17 protein-coding genes are annotated in these 22,880 nt (G+C 68.2%); 7 read left to right on the top strand and 10 right to left on the bottom strand.

The features are described 5' to 3' along the window. The first annotated feature begins 524 nt into the window (after window positions 1-524). From ASD78_RS03370 to ASD78_RS03360, 3 genes are all read left to right on the top strand, one after another. The gene (locus tag ASD78_RS03370; RefSeq protein ID WP_056098394.1) at window positions 525-2,591 is read left to right on the top strand and encodes an NADPH-dependent 2,4-dienoyl-CoA reductase; all 2,067 of its coding nucleotides are present in this window, start codon (window positions 525-527) and stop codon (window positions 2,589-2,591) included. A gap of 376 nt (window positions 2,592-2,967) precedes the next feature. Continuing rightward, on the top strand, window positions 2,968-3,426 hold the full coding sequence (locus ASD78_RS03365) for a cell wall hydrolase (RefSeq protein WP_055902420.1): 459 nt from the start codon (window positions 2,968-2,970) through the stop codon (window positions 3,424-3,426). Window positions 3,427-3,539: 113 nt separating this feature from the next. Continuing rightward, complete coding sequence (locus ASD78_RS03360) at window positions 3,540-4,151, top strand: glutathione S-transferase N-terminal domain-containing protein (protein ID WP_056098392.1); 612 nt, start codon at window positions 3,540-3,542, stop codon at window positions 4,149-4,151. Between the two features lie 925 nt (window positions 4,152-5,076). Here the strand turns inward: ASD78_RS03360 and ASD78_RS03355 are convergent. The 5 genes from ASD78_RS03355 to prpE all read right to left on the bottom strand — a co-directional run bounded on the left by ASD78_RS03355 (window position 5,077) and on the right by prpE (window position 11,377). Beyond that, a complete protein-coding gene (locus ASD78_RS03355; RefSeq protein ID WP_055902416.1) occupies window positions 5,077-5,598 on the bottom strand; it encodes a hypothetical protein in 522 nt (173 codons plus the stop codon). A 578-nt stretch (window positions 5,599-6,176) separates the two neighbouring features. Continuing rightward, window positions 6,177-7,331 (bottom strand): 2-methylcitrate synthase, encoded by a 1,155-nt coding sequence (prpC, locus tag ASD78_RS03350; protein WP_055902414.1) that lies wholly within the window; start codon window positions 7,329-7,331, stop codon window positions 6,177-6,179. 12 nt (window positions 7,332-7,343) lie between these two features. After that, the gene (prpB, locus tag ASD78_RS03345; protein WP_055902412.1) at window positions 7,344-8,225 is read right to left on the bottom strand and encodes a methylisocitrate lyase; all 882 of its coding nucleotides are present in this window, start codon (window positions 8,223-8,225) and stop codon (window positions 7,344-7,346) included. Between the two features lie 76 nt (window positions 8,226-8,301). After that, entirely contained in the window at window positions 8,302-9,363 is a 1,062-nt protein-coding gene (locus ASD78_RS03340; protein WP_056098391.1) for a suppressor of fused domain protein, read from the bottom strand. 124 nt (window positions 9,364-9,487) lie between these two features. Continuing rightward, window positions 9,488-11,377, bottom strand: coding sequence for a propionate--CoA ligase (gene prpE / locus ASD78_RS03335; protein ID WP_056098389.1), 1,890 nt, complete (start codon window positions 11,375-11,377; stop codon window positions 9,488-9,490). Window positions 11,378-11,600: 223 nt separating this feature from the next. On the opposite strand from prpE, the gene ASD78_RS03330 reads away from it, so the two are divergent. The 4 genes from ASD78_RS03330 to ASD78_RS03315 all read left to right on the top strand — a co-directional run bounded on the left by ASD78_RS03330 (window position 11,601) and on the right by ASD78_RS03315 (window position 18,352). After that, entirely contained in the window at window positions 11,601-12,932 is a 1,332-nt protein-coding gene (locus ASD78_RS03330; RefSeq protein ID WP_235566436.1) for an MFS transporter, read from the top strand. Between the two features lie 28 nt (window positions 12,933-12,960). Next, window positions 12,961-14,292 carry a dicarboxylate/amino acid:cation symporter gene (locus tag ASD78_RS03325; RefSeq protein WP_082575409.1) on the top strand — a complete coding sequence of 444 codons (1,332 nt, stop codon included), beginning with the start codon at window positions 12,961-12,963 and terminating at the stop codon, window positions 14,290-14,292. 141 nt (window positions 14,293-14,433) lie between these two features. Then, window positions 14,434-15,621, top strand: coding sequence for a porin (locus tag ASD78_RS03320; protein WP_056098386.1), 1,188 nt, complete (start codon window positions 14,434-14,436; stop codon window positions 15,619-15,621). 148 nt (window positions 15,622-15,769) lie between these two features. Next, the gene (locus ASD78_RS03315) at window positions 15,770-18,352 is read left to right on the top strand and encodes a hybrid sensor histidine kinase/response regulator (RefSeq protein ID WP_082575410.1); all 2,583 of its coding nucleotides are present in this window, start codon (window positions 15,770-15,772) and stop codon (window positions 18,350-18,352) included. A gap of 5 nt (window positions 18,353-18,357) precedes the next feature. Here ASD78_RS03315 and ASD78_RS03310 read toward each other — a convergent pair whose 3' ends face one another. From ASD78_RS03310 to ASD78_RS03290, 5 genes are all read right to left on the bottom strand, one after another. Beyond that, window positions 18,358-19,026: a response regulator transcription factor gene (locus tag ASD78_RS03310; protein ID WP_056098383.1), complete on the bottom strand. Its 669-nt coding sequence runs from the start codon at window positions 19,024-19,026 to the stop codon at window positions 18,358-18,360. Window positions 19,027-19,168: 142 nt separating this feature from the next. Further along, window positions 19,169-20,155: a malate dehydrogenase gene (locus ASD78_RS03305; RefSeq protein WP_056098381.1), complete on the bottom strand. Its 987-nt coding sequence runs from the start codon at window positions 20,153-20,155 to the stop codon at window positions 19,169-19,171. 44 nt (window positions 20,156-20,199) lie between these two features. Next, window positions 20,200-20,589: a glutaredoxin domain-containing protein gene (locus ASD78_RS03300; protein WP_055902397.1), complete on the bottom strand. Its 390-nt coding sequence runs from the start codon at window positions 20,587-20,589 to the stop codon at window positions 20,200-20,202. A gap of 45 nt (window positions 20,590-20,634) precedes the next feature. Next, on the bottom strand, window positions 20,635-21,840 hold the full coding sequence (locus ASD78_RS03295; RefSeq protein WP_055902395.1) for a pyridoxal phosphate-dependent aminotransferase: 1,206 nt from the start codon (window positions 21,838-21,840) through the stop codon (window positions 20,635-20,637). 491 nt (window positions 21,841-22,331) lie between these two features. Beyond that, on the bottom strand, window positions 22,332-22,826 hold the full coding sequence (locus ASD78_RS03290; RefSeq protein WP_056098378.1) for a peptidylprolyl isomerase: 495 nt from the start codon (window positions 22,824-22,826) through the stop codon (window positions 22,332-22,334). Between the last annotated feature and the right edge of the window lie 54 nt (window positions 22,827-22,880).

Here is a 22,880-nt window from a genome sequence, read left to right as displayed (position 1 = left end):
TTCTTGGTTGCCAACACGGGAGGCCGCGCGCCCCTGTTGGCGACAAGGCGCGCGGCTAGGCTTGAGTGTCTTCCGTGGTATTCACGACACGTGCTCCTTCGGTTTCCGGGACTGCGGTGGAAGGCGGCGGCGGCGATGCGCCGGAGGCTGGATAAAACGCGGGCAATAAAAAAGCACCCTTGCGGGTGCTCTGTATCGGTGTGGCCGCGGCCGGTCGAATCAGCTCGACGCGGCACCGCGAATCACAGGAGGCAGGCGCACCCGGCCCACGCTCTCGCGTTGGGCATGCTGCAATATCAGGAGCGGGAACTGCGTCATGGGCGGCTGGGCCGGGTGTGTGGTGGACATAGAGTAGGGGCGGCCGGATCGGAGTCAATGGCCGCGCCGGCGTGCCGCCCGGGACACTGCGTTGCGGCCCGGATACGCCCGCGCCGGCCTGCTGCCGAGGGGACGGGAGCCGCTATGGTTGTATCGCCGCCGATTTCCCGGCATCGTGCGCGCTCCATACGCCAGCGTATTCCAGCATGACGGCCGCCAGCTCCCCGCCCGCAAGCCCCGCCGCTCCGCACCCGATGTATCCGAAGCTGTTCGAGCCGCTGGACCTGGGTTTCTGCACCCTGCCCAACCGCGTGCTGATGGGCTCGATGCACACCGGGCTGGAGGACAAGGCCGCCGACTTCCCCAAGCTGGCGGCCTATTTCGGCGAGCGCGCGGCCGGCGGCGTCGGCCTGATCGTGACCGGCGGCTTCGCCCCCAACATCGTCGGCTGGCTCAAGCCCTTCGGCGGCAAGCTGAGCTGGCGCTGGGAAGTCGGCAAGCACCGCCAGGTGACCCAGGCCGTGCACGCACACGGCGGCCGCATCTGTTTGCAGCTCCTGCACGCCGGCCGCTACGGCTACCACCCGCTGCAGGTCGCGCCGTCCAGGCTCAAGGCGCCGATCAACCCGTTCACCCCGCGCGCCCTGTCCGGCTTCGGGGTGCGCTCGCAGATCCGCGCCTTCGTCAACAGCGCCAGACTCGCGCGCGAAGCCGGTTACGACGGCGTCGAGGTGATGGGCTCGGAAGGCTACCTGCTCAACCAGTTCACGGTGCCGCGCACCAACAAGCGCGACGACGCCTGGGGCGGCGACGCCGCGCGCCGGATCGCCTTCGTGACCCAGATCGTGCGCGGCATCCGCGAGGCCTGCGGCCCCGACTTCATCATCGTCTACCGGCTGTCGATGATCGACCTGGTCGACGGCGGCTCGACCTGGGAGGACGTGATCGCCCAGGCCAAGGCGGTCGAGGCCGCGGGCGCGACCCTGATCAACACCGGCATCGGCTGGCACGAGGCGCGCATCCCGACCATCGCCACCTCGGTGCCGCGCGCGGCCTTCACCGGCATCACCGCGCGACTCAAGCCGCACGTCGGCCTGCCGCTGATCACCACCAACCGCATCAACATGCCCGACGTCGCCGAACGCATCCTGCGCGAGGGCGAGGCCGACATGGTGTCGATGGCGCGGCCGCTGCTGGCCGACCCGGCCTGGGTCGCCAAGGCCCGCGACCGCCGCAGCGACGAGATCAACACCTGCATCGCCTGCAACCAGGCCTGCCTGGACCACGTGTTCGAGAACAAGCACGCCAGCTGCCTGGTCAACCCGCGCGCCTGCGCCGAGACCGAACTCAACTACACCCCGGCCGCGGCGCCCAAGCGCGTGGCGGTGGTCGGCGCCGGCCCCGCCGGCCTGGCCTGCGCCACGGTCGCGGCCGAACGCGGCCATCGTGTCACCTTGTTCGATGCCGCCCATGAGATCGGCGGCCAGTTCAATCTGGCCAAGCGGATTCCGGGCAAGGAAGAGTTCCACGAGACCCTGCGCTACTTCGCCCGCAAGATCGAAACCAGCGGCGTCGAGCTGCTCCTGAACACCCGCGCCGACGCGGCCGCGCTGGCCGGCTACGACGAGGTCGTGCTGGCCACCGGCATCGCCCCGCGCGCAGTCGATTTCCCCGGCGCCGACCACCCCAAGGTGCTGAGCTACCTCGACGTGCTGCGCGGCGGCGTGGTGGCGGGCGCCAAGGTCGCGATCGTCGGCGCCGGCGGCATCGGCTTCGACGTCGCCGAATACCTCGTGCACCCGGCCGGCCACGCCAGCTCCAGCCTGGACCCGGCGCGCTGGCGCGCCGAATGGGGCGTGGACCTGGGCTACGGCGACAACCGCGGCGGCCTGGCCGAAGCGCGGCCGGAACCGCCCGCACGCCAGGTCTGGCTGCTCCAGCGCAGCGCCGGCAAGCCCGGCGCGCGCCTGGGCAAGACCACCGGCTGGATCCACCGCGCCACCCTCAAGGCCAAGCAGGTGCGCATGCTGGGCGGGGTCGAGTACCTCGGCGTCGACGACGAAGGCTTCCGCATCCGCGTCGACGGCAGCGAGCAGGTCCTGGCGGTCGACCACGTGGTGATCTGCGCCGGCCAGGAGCCGTTCAAGCCGCTGGCCGCGCAATTGGCCGGCAACGGCCGCCCGGTGCACGTGATCGGCGGCGCCGACGTGGCCGCCGAACTGGACGCCAAGCGCGCCATCGCCCAGGGCAGCCGGGTCGCGGCGGCGCTGTAAAGCGTTTTCAGCGAACCTGAACAGTGTTGCGCGTCACGTTCGCCGCAGCGTCTCGCGCCCGGCAGATACCCTTAACTGGCAAGGCCTTAGCGCCTATTCAGAGTAAAAACTTGAGTTTTTTCGCGCACTTAGGTTTTGAGATTCAGCGGGCGTTTAGTTAACCGCGGCTACCGTGCGCCAACTTTCACGCCGCCGCTTCAGGTGGCAACCCTCGCCGCCCGCGTCGTCCACGCGGTCCACGGCACGGGGCAAAAGCGCGCCGCAGAGCCGCTGCCCTCCCCAGTACGCCATGCCGGTCCATGCCGTGTCAGCCGTCTTCCGATAGGAGGAGACGGAGGTCCCAGTGCGGTCCGGCGCAACGGAGCAAGGAGTCAATATGAAACTCGCCTGGATCCTGTGGCTGGCCTCTGTGCTTCCGCCGCAACCCGCCGATTCGCTGTGCCTGAGCACCACCGTCTATCTGGAAGCCCGCGACCAGTCCATCCGCGGCCAGAAGGCCGTCGCCGAAGTCGCCCTGCGTCGCCGCGACAGCGGTCTGTGGGGAGACTCCGTCTGCGAGGTGGTCACCGCCCGCAAGCAGTTCGCGCCGACCCTGGTCTCGCCGGGCACGCGCCTGAACAACACCGAGGCCTGGGCCGAGTCGGTGCAGATCGCCCTAGAAGCCGAACGCAACTGGGCCCTGCCCGCCGGTCAGCGCAAGGAAATCGTGCCGGGCGCCAGCCACTTCGCCGCCCATGCGATCGCCAGCCCGAGCTGGCGCAACGCTTACCAGGTCGCGACCATCGGCGACCACACCTTCTACCAGGTGCAGAAGCTCAAGCCACGCAAGTCCTGAGGCGCGGCCGTAGCAATACGCAGCGTCGTGACGCTGCGTTGCGGACTCCTGATTGAGGATAGAGCGCAGGTCGGCGATAGTCGCCGGCTTGTTTTCGTATCCGGAGTCCGCCCATGAAGCTCTACACCAAGCCCGGCGCGTGTTCGACCGCCGACCACATCGCGCTGCAATGGACCGGGCAACCGTTCGAAGTGCAGGTGATGACGCGCGACGCGATGAAGGCGCCCGCGTTCCTCGCGATCAATCCGGCCGGCGCGGTGCCTGCGATCGAAGACGGCGACTTCGTGCTCACCCAAAACGCCGCGATCATGGGCTACATCGCCGACAACTATCCGGCCGCGCAACTCGCCGGCGACGGCAGCCCGCAGCAACGCGCGACCGCCGCGCGCTGGCTCGCGTTCGTGAACTCCGACCTGCACCCCGCGTTCCTGCCGCTGTTCGCACCGGCGCGCTTCTCCGAAGACACGAGCGACCACGCCGCACTGAAGGAAGCCGCGCACAAACGCCTGCGCGCGCTGTTCGAAAGCGCCGACCGCCAACTCGAAGGCAAGCAGTGGCTGGCCGGTTTCCGCAGCTATGCCGACCCTTATCTCTACATCACCCTGCGCTGGGCCGACGGGCAGAAGATCGACCTCGGCGGGCTGGACAATCTGGCTGCGTTCAAGCGGCGGATGGAGACCGATGAGGGCGTGCGCAAGGCGTTGCAGGCGGAAGGTTTGGCCTGAGGCTGTTGCGCGCTCGATACGGCCACGGCTGAACGATGCTGCACATCGCGCAAACGCGCTGAAGCATGTGATCCCCGCCTGCACCGGGATGACGGCAAAAGCCATGCCGTTGCCGTTGCCGTTGCTGTTGCCACTGCTGTTGCCACTGCTGTTGCTGTTGCTGTTGCTGTTGCTGTTGCTGTTGCTGTTGCTGTTGCTGTTGCTGTTGCATTGAAATCCATTGAGCCGCACCACGACGAACAACCGTAGACCCGAAGGGCGGCGCGCAGGACGCGCGCCGTTTTTCGAGGAACAGGATGTTCCTTCCTCCGATCTCGCACGGGAGGGTTGTCTAGGCAAGCCCTTCTCTTTGGTTACTTTCTCTTGGGCTAGCAAGAGAAAGTGACCCGCACGCGCAGCGGGCGGAAGCCGTTGCTTAAGAACGAAACCAACGCAGCAAACGGAATTCGAGATCGCGGCTTACGCCGCTCCCACAGAAAGCAGAAAGCGAAGCCGATCCGCATCGAAACTCGCGCAGCAGCCGAAGGTCGCGGTCGCGGCTCACGCCGCTCCTACCCCAAGGCGAGTGGCAAGAGAAAGTGACTCGCACGCGCAGCGGGCGGAAGCTGTTGCTTAAGCACGAAACCAACGCAGCAAACGGAATTCGCGATCGCGGCTCACGCTGCTCCCACAGAAAGCGGAGCCGATCCCTATCGAAATCTGCGTAGTAGCCCGAGGTCGCGGTCGCGGCTCACGCCGCTCCTACCCCAAGGCGAGTGGCAAGAGAAAACGAATCCATCGCCGACCCTCGGAGTTCGCAATCGCGGCTCACGCCGCTCCCACAGAAAGCAGAAAGCGGAGCCTCCGTCGGCAGGCGATGTTCGCGGTCGCGGCTCACGCCGCTCCTACAGAAAGCAGAAGACGAAGCGGACACCAACCTCCCCCGCTACAACTGCGCCGCCATCCGCAACCTCCGATCCAACTCATCCGCCAACGCCACATCACGCGCCTTGGCGACCGCCGCACGCAGATCCGGCAACAGCTGCGCCAGCTCCGCCAAGTCCGCCGAGCGCTCGATCTTGAGTTGCAGGAAATACCCGCGCAGCCCCAACTGCTCGCGCACCGCATCCGACATCAGGGCATAGAGCACGCCGTAGCGACTGGACGCGTCGCCCACGCCGGGCAGTGACACGGGCGCGGCGGGCGTAGCCGCCACCGGCGCCGCGGCGCGCACCGGCGCGGACACGGACGCCTGCCCGCCCACACCGATCAAACCCAAGCCGACCAGTTGCTCCAGCGCATCCGGCGGCCCGTGCAGGCCCGCCGCGACCGCGCGCAGCTGGGCCACGTCGCGCTGCCCGTCGACCACCAGCAGCAGCGAGCGCAGCACCGTCGGCAACTTGCGGGTGCGGCGCTCGATCTCCTCGCGCCCGGCCTCGGTCTTGCTCAGGATGTCGTCTTCGCGCATGGCCCCCTCCGGCACGCATCGGCAGGGCCGGCAACGGCCGGCCGCCCCTCGACGCTACGCCGATCGGCGCGCCCGCGATGCGATGCGGTTCGCGATTTCCGGGCGTCTACCCGACTATGCCATGCGCCTGCGCCGCCGCCGCGTCCGCCGGCGCCGGCTTAGACCAAAGTACGAGGCGCCTCCTGCGCCGGGCAGGTGCGGAGGGCGGGAGCGGGAGGTTCGGGATGATGGGCTGGAGCCCGCCTAGGTGCCATCGCGCTTCGCTGATGCACCTCACAGATGCATCTCGCAGATGCACCTGACAAACGCACCTCGCAAACGTACCTCTCAAACGCACCTCTCAGACGCACCTCTCAGACGCACCTCTCAGACGCACCTCTCAGACGTACCTCTCAGACGTACCTCTCAGACGTACCTCAGACGTACCTCTCAGACGTACCTCTCAGACGTACCTCTCAGACGTACCTCTCAGACGTACCTCTCAGACGTACCTCTCAGACGTACCTCTCAAAACGGAACAGGCCGCGCATGAGCGCGGCCTGTTCAGGCTGCGGTGCGCGGCGCGGGGGCCGCGCCGTTCAGCGCTGCTCGATCGGCACGTAGGCGCGATCTTCCGGGCCGGTGTAGTTGGCGCTGGGACGGATGATCTTGCCGTCCTCGCGCTGCTCGATCACGTGCGCGGCCCAGCCGGTGGTGCGCGCGATCACGAACAGCGGCGTGAACATCGGGGTCGGGATGCCCATCATGTGATAGGCCGAGGCCGAGTACCAATCCAGGTTCGGGAACATCTTCTTCAGGTCCCACATCAGCGTCTCGATGCGCTCGCTGACATCGAACAGGACCTGGTTGCCGCCGTCCTTGCACAGCGCGCGCGACAGCTCCTTGATGATCGGATTACGCGGGTCGCCGATGGTGTAGACCGGGTGGCCGAAGCCGATCACGATCTCCTTGCGCTCCACCCGTGCGCGGATGTCGGCTTCGGCTTCGTCGGCACTGGAGTAGCGCGAGATGATGTCCATCGCGACTTCGTTGGCGCCGCCGTGCTTGGGGCCACGCAGCGCGCCGATCGCGCCGGTGATGCACGAATGCAGGTCCGAACCGGTACCGGCGATCACGCGCGCGGTGAAGGTCGAGGCGTTGAACTCGTGCTCGGCGTACAGGATCAGCGACTTGTCCAGCGAGTCGGCGTGCAGCGCGCTGGGCTCCTCGCCGTGCAGCAGGTGCAGGAAGTGCGCGGCGACGCTGTCGTCGTCGGTCTCGCAGTCGATGCGGCGGCCGTTGCGGGTGAAGTGCCACCAGTACAGCAGCATCGAGCCGAAGCTGGCGATCAGGCGGTCGGCGATGTCGCGCGCTTCGCTAGCCGGATGGCCTTCGCGCTCGGGCAGCACCGTGCCCAGCACCGAGCAACCGGTGCGCATCACGTCCATCGGGTGGGCGTTGGCCGGCACCAGTTCCAGCGCCTCGGTCACGATCGCCGGCAAGCCGCGCAGGCGCTTGAGCTTGAGCTTGTAGGCCTTGAGCTGCGAAGCGGTCGGCAGCGCGCCGTGGACCAGCAGATGCGCGACCTCCTCGAAGGTCGACTTGGTCGCCAGATCGTGGATGTCGTAGCCGCGGTAATGCAGGTCGTTGCCGCTGCGGCCGACCGTGCACAGCGCGGTGTTGCCGGCCGCCGTGCCGCTGAGGGCGACCGACTTCTTGGCCTTGGGTAGCACTTGGGTGGTGTTGTCGCTCATCGGAATTCCTTGTTATTTGTCCTGCGCGAAGAGCTGGTCGAGCTTGTCTTCGTACGCGTGATAATTGAGGAAGTCGTACAGCTGCGCGCGGGTCTGCAGGGTGTCGACGATGTTCTTCTGGGTGCCTTCGCGGCGCACGGTCTCGTAGAAGTTCAGCGCGGCCTTGTTCATGGCACGGTAGGCGCCGCAGCAGTACAGGGCGATGTCGACGCCGGCGTCGCGCAGCTCGTCGGTGGTGAAGAACGGGGTTGAGCCGAATTCGGTCAGGTTGGCCAGGATCGGCACCTTCACCGCGGCCTTGAAGCGGCGGTAGTCGTCGAGCGTGTTCATGGCTTCGGGGAAGATCATGTCGGCGCCGGCCTCGACGTATGCCACTGCGCGCTCGATCGCCGAGTCGATGCCCTCGACCGCGGCGGCGTCGGTGCGCGCCATGATCACGAACTGCTCGTCGGTGCGCGCATCGACCGCGGACTTCACCCGGTCCACCATCTCCTGCTTGCTCACCACTTCCTTGCCCGGACGGTGGCCGCAGCGCTTCTGACCGACCTGGTCCTCCATGTGCACGGCGGCAACGCCGACGTTGATGAAGGAACGGATGGTGCGGCCGATGTTGAACGCGCCGCCCCAGCCGGTGTCGATGTCGACCAGCAGCGGCAGGCCGGTGGCGTCGACGATGCGGCGCGCGTCGGTGAGCACGTCTTCCATGGTGCTGATGCCCAGGTCGGGCACGCCCAGCGAATTGGCGGCGACGCCGCCGCCGGACAGGTACAGGGCCTTGTAACCGGTGCGCTTGGCCATCAGGCCGGCATAGGCGGTGATCGCGCCCATCACCTGCAACGGCGATTCGGCGGCTAGAGCGGCGCGGAACTGCGCGCCGGCGGAAGGATGGCTCATGCTGGCTCCGTTGTGATCGGCCCCGGGACTCAGGGGCGATCCGGCCATTTTACCCCACCCGTCCGGCCCGGCCGCCTCAGCCTATGGTCTGGACCACGCGGCCGTCGGCGTCCTTGATCTGGCTCTTGCGCACGGTGAATCCCAGGATGTCGAAGCTGCGCAGGACGTAATGGCCCTCGCGCGCCTGCAGGGTGGCGATCAGCTCGCGCAGGGTCTCGGCGGTCAGGGTCAGGCGCAGGTCCTCGCCGTCGGCCTGGACGGCGTTGCGGCGGCCGCTCGCGAACAGCACCCGGCTCTCCGCGCCGATCAACGAGAACGGTTTGTCGAACGGCAGCCGCAGCGGCAGCAGCGCCATCAGCTCGCCGACCTGGCGCGCGCCCAGCACGACCGTAGTCAGCGGCTTGCGCCAACGCCGCGCCTGCTGTTCCCAGGACAGGCCGTCGACGAACACGAAGCCGGTGTCGGAGCCCTCGCTGGCGGTGCCGGCGGCGATCTCGGCGGCGATCTCCGATTCCTGCATCAGCGAAGCGCGTTCCAGGTCGGTGATCCACAGCGGCATGTGCGGCTCGAAGGCCTGCAGCACCTTGCGCGTCGACCAGCGCTTGAGCGCGAGTTCTTCCTCGTTGGTCAGGCCGACCACCTGCAGGAACTCGACCCGGCCGTGGGCGCTGTCGACCGGTTCCAGTTCGGGGTCGCGCACGAAGGCGACCGAGCGGATACGGGTGTCGCTGTCGGCGGCGATCGGGCCGTTGGCGTTGAGGTAATGACCGTCGGCGAAGGCGTTGCCGCTGTCGAACACGTAACGCGCCAGGTTCTGCAGGAAGTTCAAGGCCCAGACCGGCGGCTCGGTCGCATCGCTGTCGTCGCGCAGGCGGAAGGTCAGCTCGAAGCCCCAGCCGCTGTGCCCGGGATCGTCGGATTCCTTGGCGTAGAGCTCGGACAGGCCGTAGGTGACGAAATGCCAGTGCGGCACCGGCTCCTCGCGCTTGTAGGCGCTGATGCCGTCGAGCGGATCGTTGCCGCCCAGCGAGCGCTTGATCAGCGTGCCGTAGTGGCGCGGCTCCTGCTCGGCGTACAGCGGCGCCAGGGCGCGGTCGATCGCGTCCCAGCCAGGTGCCTGATCCTCTTGGCGCTCCATCGTCGCTCCCGCTCCGTCCCAAAGGGGCGTTCATGGTAGCGGAGCGCGGTGAAAGGCGCTGTCAAGCGCTACGCGACCGGCCCCGCCCGCCGGTTTTGCTCAATCCGCCGTGCCGTGGCCGGCCTCAGGCATCGGCACCGCGCTCCAGCGCACGCTGCACTTCGTCCAGGGCGGCCGGATCGTCCAGGGTCGACAGATCGCCGGGGTCGCGGCTTTCCGCCAGGGCCTGGATCGAGCGCCTCAACAGCTTGCCCGAGCGCGTCTTGGGCAGCGCGGCCACCACGTACACCCGCGCCGGCCGCGCCACCGCGCCCAGTTGGTCGACCACGCATTGGCGCATCCCGGCCGCGGCGCGCGCGGGGTCCTGATCGCCGGCCTGCTTGAGGGTGGCGAACACCACCGGCACCTGACCCTTGAGCTCGTCGCGCACGCCGATCACCGCGGCCTCGGCCACCGCCGGGTGCGAGGCCACCGATTCCTCGATTTCGCGCGTGCCCAGGCGATGCCCGGCGACGTTGATCACGTCGTCGGTGCGGCCGAGGATGAAGGTGTAGCCGTCCTCGTCGCGGATCGCCCAATCCAGCGAGCTGTACAGCAGTTCCTTGAAGTGGCCGAAGTAACTGGACAGGAAGCGCGCGTCGTCGTTCCAGACTGTGGTCATGCAACCCGGCGGCAGCGGCGGCACGATCACCAGCACGCCCTTCTCGCCGGCGCCGACGTCCCGCCCGGTGGCTTCGTCTATCACGCGCAGGCGATAGCCCGGCGTGGGCAGTCCGGGCGAGCCGAACTTGATCGGCTTCATCTCCAGTCCCGGCATCAGCGCCAGCACCGGCCAGCCGGTCTCGGTCTGCCAATAGTTGTCGATGATGGGCTTGCCGATGCCGTCGGTGATCCAGTGCGCGGTCGGCTCGTCCAGCGGCTCGCCGGCCAGGAACAGCCAGTGCAGCCGCGACAGGTCGTGCTTCTTCAACCAGGCCGCGTCCTGTTTCTTGAGCACGCGGATGCCGGTCGGCGAGGAGAACATGGTGCGCACGCCGTAGCGCTCGCAGATGCGCCACCAGATGCCGGGGTCGGGATTGGTCGGCAGGCCCTCGTACAGCACCGAGGTCGCACCGGCGATCAGCGGCCCGTAGACGTTGTAGGAATGGCCCACCGCCCAGCCCACGTCCGAGGTCGAGAACATCACCTGGCCGGCGCGCACGTCGTAGATCGACCACATCGACAGGGCCAGAGCGACCGCATAACCGCCGACGTCGCGCTGCACGCCCTTGGGCTTGCCGGTGGTGCCGGAGGTGTAGAGCAGGTAGCTGGGCTCGTTCGACTCCAGCCATTCGACCTCGACCGTGGCGCCCTCGTGCTGCGCGCGCAGGGCGGCGTAGTCGAGATCGCGGCCGGCGATCAGCGCCAGATCCGGGTCCAGGCCGCGATCGACCACCAGCACCCGCGGCGGCGGCGACGCGGCTTCGGCGCAGGCCGCATCGACCAGCGGTTTGTAGGCGATCACCTTGCCGCCGCGCATGCCGGCGTCGGCGCAGATCAGCAGCTTCGGGGTCGCGTCGTCGATGCGCAGCGCCAGGTTGTGCGCAGCGAAACCGCCGAACACCACCGAATGCACCGCGCCGATGCGCGCGCAGGCCAGCATCGCGAACACCGCCTCGGCCATGTTCGGCATGTAGATCACCACGCGGTCGCCGCGGTCGACCTCCAGCGACTTCAGCACCGCGGCGAACACGTTCACTTCGCGATGCAGTTCGCGGTAGCTGAACTCGCGGGTCTGCCCGGTCTCGCTGGAGACGGTCGCCAGCGCGAGCTGGTCGCCGCGTTCGTCCAGATGGCGGTCGAGGGCGTTGTAGCAAAGGTTGGTTTCGCCGCCGGCGAACCAGTGCCGGAACGGCGGGCGGCCGTAGTCGAGGATGCGCTCGGGCGGCTTGTGCCAGTGGATCGCGTGCGCCTGTTCGGCCCAGAAGGCTTCGGGCTCCTCGATCGAGCGGCGGTAGAAGTCCTCGTAGCTCATACGGCGCCTTTACGCTCGGGTCCAGCGGCAGGCTAGACCAGGGCGCGCAAGGGCGCGTTACGACCTTGGTCTAGGGAAGCCCAGCCCCGCAATCCGCGCCCCATTGCCTACTAAGCCGTTCCGGCTAGCCTTAAGGTGCTATTGGCCGCCCTGCCCCCAGCGTCCACCATCGTCCCCGGCGTTGGGCCCGGTCCGCCCGCCCGCAACCGAGCAGGAGCCCTCCTTGAGCGCCATCAGCACCGCCGAGCCAGCCCTCCCCCAGGCCGTGCCGATGAGCGCGGGGCAGCGTTTGAAGTCGATCTTCAGCGGTTCGATCGGCAACCTGGTCGAGTACTACGACTGGTACGTCTACACCGCGTTTTCGCTGTACTTCGCCAAGACCTTCTTCCCGGCGGGCGACAGCCTGTCGCAGGCCCTGAACACCGCGGCGATCTTCGCCGTCGGCTTCCTGATGCGGCCCCTGGGCGGCTGGGTGTTCGGCCGCTACGCCGACCGCCACGGCCGCAAGGCCGCGCTGATGCTGTCGGTGCTGCTGATGTGCGGCGGCTCGCTGATCATCACCTTCACCCCGGGCTACGAGACCATCGGCGTGCTCGCGCCGATCCTGCTGGTGCTGGCGCGCCTGCTGCAGGGCCTGAGCGTCGGCGGCGAGTACGGCAGCTCGGCGACCTATCTGAGCGAGATGGCCACGCGCAAGAACCGCGGCTTCTGGTCCAGCTTCCTGTACGTGACCCTGATCATGGGCCAGCTGCTGGCTCTGCTGGTGCTGATCGTGCTGCAGCAGTTCGTGCTCGACGAGGCCCAGCTCAAGGCCTGGGGCTGGCGCATCCCGTTCGCGATCGGCGCCATGGCCGCGATCATCGCGCTCTACCTGCGCCGCAACATGCAGGAAACCGAATCCTTCACCAAGCTCCAGGGCAACGCCGCGGCCAAGTCGCGCGAGGGCTCGCTGCGCACGCTGATGCGGCATCCGCATGCGGTGCTGACCGTGGTCGGCCTGACCATGGGCGGCACGCTGGCGTTCTACACCTACACCAACTACATGCTGAAGTACCTCACCCTCAGCGCCGGTTTCGACAAGGAAACCGCCTCGCTGATCAACGCCGGCAGCCTGTTCGTCTACATGCTGATGCAACCGCTGGTCGGCGCCCTGTCCGACCGCATCGGCCGGCGCCCGCTGCTGATCGCGTTCGGCGTACTCGGCTCGGTGCTGACCGTGCCGGTGATGCACCTGATCCAGAGCGCGCAGACGCCGATGCAGGCGTTCTGGCTGATCATGATCCTGCTCAGCGCGGTCAGCGGCTATACCGCGATCAACGCGGTGGTGAAGGCCGAACTGTTCCCGGTCGAGATCCGCGCGCTCGGCGTGGGCCTGCCCTACGCGCTGACGGTGGCCTTGTTCGGCGGCACCGCCGAGCCCATCGCGATCCGATTCAAGCAACTCGGCATGGAAAGCGGCTTCTTCTGGTACGTCAGCGCCTGCATCGCCTGCTCGCTGCTGGTCTACGCGCTGATGCCCGACACCCGCAAGACCTCGCACATCGACCGCGACTGAACCCGCCCACGCCTCGGAACCCTCGTCCATGAAATCTCCCGGCTCGCGTTTCTATCTCTGGGTGCTCGGCGCGATCGTGCTGGGCGGCGTCATCGGCCACTTCTTCCCCGACTTCGGCGTCAAGCTCAAGCCGCTGGGCGACGGTTTCATCGGCCTGATCAAGATGCTGATCGCGCCGATCATCTTCCTGACCGTGGTGCTGGGCATCGCCGGCGTGGCCGACGTCAAGAAGGTCGGCCGTGTCGGCGCGAAGGCCATTCTCTATTTCGAGGTGGTGTCGACCTTCGCCCTGGTGATCGGCCTGATCGTGGTCAATACGCTCAAGCCCGGCGCCGGTTTCAACGCCAACGTGGCCGATCTCGACCCCAAGAAGGTCGCCGAGGCCATCGGCTACGCACACAAGGCCGAAGAGCAAAGCACGGTCGATTTCCTGCTCCACATCATTCCCAAGACCTTCACCGACGCCTTCACCGGCGAAGGCAGCCTGCTGCAGGTGCTGCTGCTGGCGGTGCTGTTCGGCTTCGCCCTGCTGCACATGGGCAAGGCCGGCGAGAAGGTCATGGACCTGTTCGAGACGCTGTCGAAAGCCTTTTTCGGCATCATGAGCATGATCATGAAGCTGGCCCCGATCGGCGCCGGCGCGGCGATGGCCTTCACCATCGGAAAGTTCGGCATCGATTCGCTCGGGCCGCTGCTCAAGCTGATGGGCAGTTTCTACCTGACCTGCGCGCTGTTCGTACTGGTGGTGCTGGGCCTGATCGCGCGTTTCACCGGCTTCAGCATCCTGCGCTTCATCCGCTACATCCGCGACGAGCTGCTGCTGGTGCTGGGCACCTCGTCCTCGGAGTCGGCGCTGGTGCCGCTGATGCGCAAGCTCGAGCGCCTGGGCTGCTCCAAGCCGGTGGTCGGCCTGGTCGTGCCCAGCGGTTATTCGTTCAATCTCGACGGCACCAACATCTACCTGACCATGGCCGCGATCTTCGTCGCCCAGGCGCTCAACGTCGATCTCACCCTGGCCCAGGAACTGACCCTGCTCGCGGTGGCGATGCTGACCTCCAAAGGCGCCTCGGGCGTGACCGGCGCCGGCTTCATCACCCTGGCCGCGACCCTGACCGTGGTGCCCTCGGTACCGGTGGCCGGATTGGCGCTGATCCTGGGCATCGACCGGTTCATGAGCGAAGCGCGCGCACTGACCAACATCATCGGCAACGGCGTCGCCACCATCGTGGTCGCGCGCTGGGAAAACGAGCTCGATCGCGACCGCCTGCAGAGCGAACTGCTCAATCCGCCCAGCGTCGCCGATCTCGACGACGATCTCGCCCTGGAGCGCAGCGTGCGCGCACCCGAAACCGGCAGCTGATGCGCGCACTTCAAGGCTGCGCCGTCTAGCCCGATCCATCCGCGCGGGCCCGGCCCGCGCCCTCACCACCCACCCGCAAGCCCGGGCGTCGCCACGCCCGTCGGCGGCGCGCGCCTGCGCGCCGCGCATCGGAGACCGACCATGACGATCCTGCCCCGCCGCGCCTGCCTGCTCGTCTTCGCATTCGCCGCCGGCGCCGCCCACGCCGGCGACGACTGGCCGACCAAGTTCGCGCTGGACGACGGCACCGAAGTGTCGGGCACGATGAACTACGCCTGGGACCTCAACGATTTCTCCGGCGACGACGGCTACGGCACCGCCGCGACCTCGCTCGAGGATGCGCACACGAACCGGCGCAAGGAGTTCGGGATCGTGGTCAAGAAGAAGGACGTCTACGACTTCACCGCGGTCATGGATTTCCAGTCCAAGCTCTGGCTGGACGTGGCCCTGCGCATGGAGACGCGCGCCTTGTTCGATCGCGACTACGGCAAGATCCGCATCGGCTACTTCAAGACCCCGGTCAGCATGGAAAGCATCGCCGCTTCGCGCGCCTCCAGCATGCTGGAAGCCTCGGCCGCCTCGCAGGCGATCTACGAAGGCCGCCGCACCGGCGTGGAATGGTCGCTGGACCGGCCGCGCTACGGCCTCAGCGCCGCCTACTTTTTCGGCAAGGACCTGCAGGGCGACAACCCCGGCACCACCGCCGCGATGCGCGCGATCTGGACGCCGATCAAGGACAAGGACCGCGTCGTGCATCTGGCCATGTCGGGCTCGGTCGAGAACCCGCATGGGCATCGCGACGGGCGCGATGTCTGGTTCGGGCCGTCGGCGCGTTTCCGCGCGCGGCCGCTGGCCGGACTGACGACGACGCGGCTGGTCGACAGCGGCACCCTGGGCGGCGTCGACCGCATCGTGCGCAACGGCCTGGAAGCGCTGTGGATCGACGGACCGCTGTCGCTGCAGGCCGAATACCTGCACGCGACGGCCGAGCGCGAGAACGGACTGGCCGACTACAGCGCCTCGGGCTACTACGCCACCGGCAGCTGGGTGCTGACCGGGGAGACCCGGCCTTACGCGGCCGGCAACGTCGGCAACGTCAAACCCGAGCACCGCTACGGCGCGGTCGAAGCGCTGCTGCGCTACGGCGAACTCGACCTCGACCATGCCGGCATCGCCGGCGGCCACCAGCGCGATCTCACCCTGGGCCTGAACTGGTACGTGAGCACGCATTTCAAGTTCCAGGCCAACTACGTGCGGGTGGCCGCCGAACGCGGCGTGCTGGCGGCCGATCCGCGCGTGCTGGAGCTGCGCGCGCAGCTCAACTTCTGAGGCGAGGACCGGGCCGGGATTCGCGGGCAAAAGCCGCGCGCAAAAGCCGCTAGTCTTGGCCCAGGGCCGCCACCGACCAACGCCGACCGTGATCCCGCGCCGCCGCCAACTGCACACCGCCCTGTGGATCGCCCTGATCCTGGCCGTCATGCTGCTGTCGATGCTGGTCGCCGGCCGCATCGCTTACGAGCGCGCCCTGCAGGCGCAGGCCGCGGAAGCGCGCGCCTTGCTGGTCCAGCGCGCGCAGGCCCTGGAACAGCACATCGACCGCTACCGCATCATGCCGGCGGTGCTGTCGCTGGATCCGCAGCTCAAGGCGACCTTGCTCGACCCGCAGGACCAGGCCCAGCACCAGCGCGCCAATGAGCGCCTGGTCCAGCTGAACTTCGCCAACCGCACCAGCACGCTGACCCTGATCGATCGCGACGGCGTCGGTATCGCCGCGAGCAACTGGACCCTGCCCAGCAGCAACGTCGGCCACTCCTACGCGTTCCGCCCCTACTTCCAGCAGGCGATGGCGCGCGGCAGCGGCGAGTTCTACGCGATCGGCGTCACCACCCAGCGCCCGGGCCACTTCATCGCGCGCGCGATCCGCGACTCTCAGGGCAAGGCCATCGGCGCGGTCGCGGTGAAAGTGGTGCTGGACGACATCCAGTCCGATTGGAGCGAACGCGGCGACCTGGTCCTGCTCAGCGATGCCAACGGCATCGTGTTCCTGACCGGGCGCCCGGAATGGCGCTACCGCATGCTCGCGCCCTTGAACGCTGCGCAACGCGAACAACTGCGACGCACCCAGCAGTATCTGGGCCAACGCCTGCAGCCGGTCGCGGTGACGCAGCAGCGCGCGCTGGGCGCGGACGCGCGCGTGGTGCGCGTGCGCGAGCTCGGCGGCGGCCGCGACCTTGTCTGGCAATCGCTGAAGCTGGCGCGCGAAGGCTGGACCCTGCACCTGCTGCGCGACGCCGGCCCGAGCGTGCGCGCGGCCTGGATCGCACGCGCGGTCGCCGCCGGCGCCTGGCTGCTGCTGGTCTCGCTGGCCTTGCTGCTGTGGCAGCGCCACCGCATCGCGCGCCTGCGCCTGCGCAGCCGGCAGGAACTCGAGCAGTTGGTCGAACAGCACACCCAGGCGCTACGCACCGCCCAGGACGGCGTGGTCCAGGCCGCGCACCGCGCCAGCATCGGCGAAGGCCAGAGCCTGGAGCATCTGCCGCAAGGCGTGAGCGTGGTCGATGCGCAACTGCGCCTGGTGGCCTGGAACCAACGCTACGCCGAACTGTTCCGCTACCCGCCGGATCTGCTCCAGGTCGGGCGGCCGATCGAGGACCTGATCCGCTACAACGCGCGCCGTGGCCTGCTCGGCGACGATCCGGAAGACGCGATCCGGCGCAGGCTCGAACACCTGCAACGCGCTCAACCGTATCTGCACGAGCGCGAGCGTGCCGACGGCACGGTGATCGAGATCCGCGGCAACCCCATGCCCGGCGGCGGCTTCGTCACCAGCTATGCCGACATCACCGCCTACAAGCAGGCCGCACGCGATCTGCGCACGCTCGCCGACAGCCTGGAACGCCGGATCGAGGAGCGCACCGGCGATCTGCGCGAGGCCAAGGGCGAAGCCGAGCGCGCCAATCGCTCCAAGACCCGCTTCGTCGCCGCCGCGGTGCACGATCTGCTGCAACCGCTGAACGCCGCGCGCATGTACCTGTCTTCGTTGCGCCGGCGCGTCGACGCCGAGAGCGCAGAGGTGATCGAGCATATCGATGCGGCGCTGTCGGCGCAGGACGACATCCTGGCCAGCCTGCTCGACATCGCGCGTCTGGAGTCCGGCGCGCTGCAGGTACGGCGCGGCGCGTTCCCGCTGGCGCACTTGTTCGCGGCCATCGAGGGCCCGTTCCGGATCCTGGCCCAGGCCCGCGGCCTGCGCCTACATGTGCTCGCCAGCCGCGCCGTGGTCGACAGCGACGAAGCGCTGCTGCGCCGGATCGTGCAGAACTTCGTCTCCAACGCGCTGCAGTTCACTCCGCGCGGCGGCCGCATCGTGCTGGGCGCGCGCCGCACGTCCACCGGTGTGCGAGTGGAAGTATGGGACAGCGGTACCGGCATTCCGGAAAGCAAGCTCGAAACCATCTTCGAGGAGTTCCAGCGCCTGGACACCGGCATGGATGCGCCCGCGCGCGGCGCCGGCCTGGGCCTGGCGATCGTGCACCGCATCGCGCTGCTGCTCGAACACCCGGTGCGCGTGCGCTCCTGGCCGGGACGCGGCAGCGTGTTCTCGGTCGAGCTGCCCTACGGCGATGCGGCGGCGGTCGCCGCGCCGCAGCCGAGCGCGGAAGCGAACGATTCGCCGCTGCTGGGCCGCCGGGTCTGGGTCGTCGACGACGATCCGGCCTCGCGCGACGCCGCCACGCGCCTGCTCACGGACTGGGGCTGCGCGGTGACTTCGGCGCGTTCGGCCGCGGATGCGGAGATGCAGGCGCGGATCGCGCCGATGCCGGAACTGCTGTTGCTCGACTACCGCCTCGGCGAGGACACCGGCATGGCCCTGGCGCCGCGCCTGCACCGCGCCTGGCAGGCGCTGCCGGCGATCGTGCTGATGTCGGGCGACGCCGACCCGGGCCTGCGGCAACGCGCGGAAGAACTGGGCTGGAGCTTCCTGCCCAAGCCGCTGCGGCCGGCGGCATTGCGGGCCTTGATCACACGCGCATTGGCGATGCGTGGGCCGCGCGAGTAATTCCCTTATCCACTGACGTCGTCATCCGACGCCCCTGCCCCGCTCTCCAGCGACAGCCCCTTCACCAGCACCGCCGCCTGCGTACGCGAATGGCAGCCGAGTTTGCGCAGCACCGCGGTGACGTGGATCTTGACCGTGTTCTCGGCCAGCGACAGTTCGTGCGCGATCTGCTTGTTGAGCAGGCCGTCGGCCATGCGCATCAGCACCCGCAACTGCTGCGGCGTGAGCTGGGCCAGGCGTTCGGCGAGCTGCGCATCGGCCTCGTTGCGCTCGGCCTGCTGCGGCGGAAACCACAGGCCGCCGGCCAGCACCGTGGTCACGGCTTCGTGCAGGGCTTCGGCCGGCGCGGATTTGGACACGAAACCGGCGGCGCCGAACTGCTGGGCGCGGCGGATCGTACGCGGGTGGTCGTCGGAGGACACGATCAGCACCGGCACCTCCGGGCGTTCGCCGCGCAGGTAGACCAGCGAGGAAAACCCCATCGCGCCGGGCATGGTCAGGTCCAGCATCGCCAGATCGAAGGGCTCGCCGCCGGCGACCGCGGCTTCCAGCGCGCTGCGGCTGGCGACTTCGGCGATCTGCGCGCCGTGCGCGATCGCGGCCAGCGCGTGCCGCAACGCCGCCCGGAACATCGGGTGGTCGTCGGCGATCAGCAGGCGCAGGCTGGTGTCCATCGGTGGGTGGTTCCGCGCGCCCGCTCGGCGCAGTCCGATCCTACACGCCGGCCGCCGCAGGGGCTGCGCGGCGCGCAAAAAAACAGGGCGGCCGAAGCCGCCCTGCGATGTCGCGATGTTGCGGTGGAACCGGTCCGCAGGATCAGCCCAGCAGGTGGGCGACGCCGGCGCGCTCTTCTTCGAGCTCGGCCAGGGTCTTGTCCATGGCGGCGCGGCTGAAGGCATCGACTTCGAGGCCCTCGACGCGGGTGTACTCGCCGTTGGCGGTGATCACCGGCACGCCGTACATCACCGTCTCCGGGATGCCGTAGCTGCCGTCGGACGGCACGCCCATGGTCACCCACTTGCCGTTGCTGCCCAGCACCCAGTCGCGGATGTGGTCGATCGCGGCATTGGCGGCCGAAGCGGCCGAGGACAGGCCGCGCGCTTCGATGATCGCCGCGCCGCGCTTGCCGACCTGCGGGATGAAGGTGTTGGCGTTCCAATCGGCGTCGCCGATCTTGTCCTTCAGCGACTGGCCGTTGACCGTGGCGAAGCGGTAGTCCGGGTACATGGTCGGGCTGTGGTTGCCCCACACGATCAGGTTTTCGATGTCGCCCACGGCGACGCCGGCCTTGGCGGCGAGCTGGCTCAGCGCGCGGTTGTGGTCCAGGCGCAGCATCGCGGTGAAATTCTTGGCCGGCAGGTCCGGCGCCGACTTCATGGCGATGTAGGCGTTGGTGTTGGCCGGGTTGCCGACCACCAGCACCTTGACGTTGCGCGAAGCGACCTTGTTCAGCGCGGCGCCCTGGGCGGTGAAGATCTTGGCGTTCTCCAGCAGCAGGTCCTTGCGCTCCATGCCTGGGCCGCGCGGACGCGCGCCGACCAGCAGGGCGATGTCGGCGTCCTTGAATGCGACTTCGGCGTCGTCGGTGCCGACCATGCCGGCCAGCAGCGGGAACGCGCAGTCTTCCAGCTCCATCATCACGCCCTTGAGCGCGGCCTGGGCCTTGTCCAGCGGCAGCTCCAGCAGCTGCAGGATCACGGGCTGGTCCTTGCCCAGCATTTCGCCGGAGGCGATGCGGAACAGCAGCGAGTAGCCGATCTGGCCGGCAGCACCGGTGACGGCAACGCGGACGGGAGTCTTCATGGGGGTGGTTCCTTACGCTGGAGTGAGATGCGGGCGAACCCGCTTCAGTAAATGGAGTAACCCAGAGGGGTCAGTTTTTCCTTGAGCGCGTCGGTCTGGTAGCCGTGGATCACGTCCTGGCCGATCACGGTCACCGGCACGCCGTTCGAGCCGAGCGCACGCGCCGCGCGCTCGCCTTCCGGTGTATCGACGTCGAGCACGCGATAACGCACGTTCGCCTGCTCGAAGTCCTTCTGCTGCTTGCGGCAGTAGCCGCACCATTCCGCCGCCAGCATCACGATCTTGGTCTGTCCGGTGAGCTGGCGCGGGTCGTCCGGATGCAGCTGCTGCGGTCCGGCGCCGAGCATCGCCGCGACGTCGCCGCCCAGCGCCTTGTAACCGACCACGCCGAGCGCGAGCGCGCCGGCGATCCACAGGACGGTGACCACGCGCATGCCGGAATTCCTTCTTCGATCGCCGCTGACGGTTCCGCGCCGGACTCAGACGAGTTCGGCGAAGAACTCCTGGAAGCGCTGCAGGCCCGGCGCCAGCTGCGGCGTCGGACAGGTGTAGCTGATGCGCAGCGCGCGCGGCTCGCCGAACGCCGAACCCGGTACGCAGGCCACGCCCTTGGTTTCCAGCAGCGCGTTGCACAAGTCCATGTCGTTGCCGATCTTCAGGCCGCTGGGCGCGTGGGTCTTGCCGAACGCGACGCTGATGTCCGGGAACACGTAGAACGCGCCTTGCGGACGCGGGCAGACCACGCCCGGGATCGCGTTCATCACCGCCATGACCTGGTCGCGCTTGGCCTGGAACTCCGCGCACTTCTGGGTCGGGATGTCCTGCGGACCGTTCAGCGCCGCGACCGCGGCCGCGGTGACCATCTCCGGGATGTTGGTGATGTGGTTGGAATTCATCGTGGTCAGAGCCTGGGCCACGGACTCCGGACCGGCCATGAAGCCCACGCGCCAACCCGGCATGCCGTAGGTCTTGGACAGCGAGTCGAGGAAGATCACGCGGTCGCGCAGCTCGGGGCGCGCGTGCACGAAGTTGTGGTAGCCCACGCCGTCGAACACCATGCGGTTGTAGATGTCGTCGGTGATGACCCAGGTGTCCGGATACTTCACCAGCACATCGGCCAGCGCGTCGATCTCGTCCTTGCCGTAGACCATGCCGGTCGGGTTGGACGGGTTGTTGAACAGGAACACCCTGGGCTTGCGCGCCAGCGCGGCGTCGAGCTGCGCGGGGGTGAGCTTGTAGTCCTGCTCGGCCGGGCACGGCAGCAGATCGATCTTGGCGTTGACGATCTCGGCGATGTCGAGATAGCTGGTCCAGTACGGGGTCGGGAAGACGATGGTGTCGCCTTCGTCCAACAGCGCCTCGGCGATGTTGTAGATCACGTGCTTGGCGCCGATGCCGGTGGCGACGTTGACGCGGCCGTAGCCGGTCAGGCCGATCTTGCCGATGTGCTCCAGGAAGGCGTCGAGCAGCGCGTCGGCGCCGCGGTTGCTGCCGTACTGGCCGCTGTCCTTGCTCAGCGCCTCGCGCACGGCGGCGTAGACGTGCTCGCCGGGCAGGAAGTTGGGAACGCCGATCGAGAAGCTGATGATGTCGCGGCCTTCGGACTTGAGCCGCTTGGCCTTTTCGGCGACCTGCATGATCGCGCTGGGCTTGGCGCGACCGATGCGCCGGGCAAGCTGGGGCATCGTGAAACCTCGTGGGGTGGTGTACGACGGATGCGGGGAGGGGTGCGAACGAACGAGCTGCGTTCGGTGTCCGAATGCATCCGGAACCACCGGAATCGAGCCCCAAAATGGTAGCACAGCGGCATCCGCGCGCCGGCCGGCGCGGGCTGGCGACGCCAGCGGCGACGGTGCCTGCGTGGGTGCCGGCGGGACTCGACCGCTTATCGGTGCGGGACGGCGCGGAAACTCCACTCGCGGCCGCGGTGAGACTGCGCCGCGGTGGAAAACACTGTGGGAGCGGCGTAAGCCGCGATTCGACCCGCCCTGGGGCCTCGATCGCGGCTTACGCCGCTCCCACAGGAAGCCGGGCGGTGCCGGCGGGCCGCCGCGGCCGGATCGACCGCGGGGCCTGGTGCCTCAAGATACTGGCGAACCGGCAAGATCTGGCCCGTCGAATCAGGCCCGTCGAATCAGGCCAGTAGGATCAGGCCCGTCAGATCAGGCCCGTCAGATCAGGCCGACAGGATCTTGTTCCACTCGGCGACGCGGTCGGCCTTGGCGGCCAGCGCGGCGGCGGCATCGCCCTCGATCTTCACCGAATTGATCTTGTCGCCCTGCTTGACGGCGTCGACCACGTCCAGGCCTTCGACGACTTTGCCGAACACGGTGTGCTTGCCGTCCAGCCACGGGCAGGCGATGTGGGTGATGAAGAACTGGCTGCCGTTGGTGCCCGGGCCGGCGTTGGCCATGGACAGAACGCCGCGCTCGTGGGGCAGGCCGTTGCGGGTCTCGTCTTCGAAGCGGTAGCCGGGGCCGCCGGTGCCGGTGCCCTGCGGGCAGCCGCCCTGGACCATGAAGTCGGCGATCACGCGATGGAAGTTCAGGCCGTCGTAGAAGCCGCGCTGGGCCAGATTGACGAAGTTGGCGACGGTCAGCGGCGCCTTGTCGGCGGCGAGCTCGATGCGGATCGGGCCGCGGTCGGTGTCGAAAGTGGCGATCAGGCTCATAGCCGTCTCCTGGGCAGTGGATGGGGGTGTCGGGTCCGGAAACCTGCCGCCGAC

Source organism: Lysobacter sp. Root667, from assembly GCF_001427715.1.
Lineage (GTDB): Bacteria > Pseudomonadota > Gammaproteobacteria > Xanthomonadales > Xanthomonadaceae > Lysobacter.
Note: the sequence above shows the minus strand (reverse complement) of the source record. Positions and strands in the feature narration are given on the sequence as shown.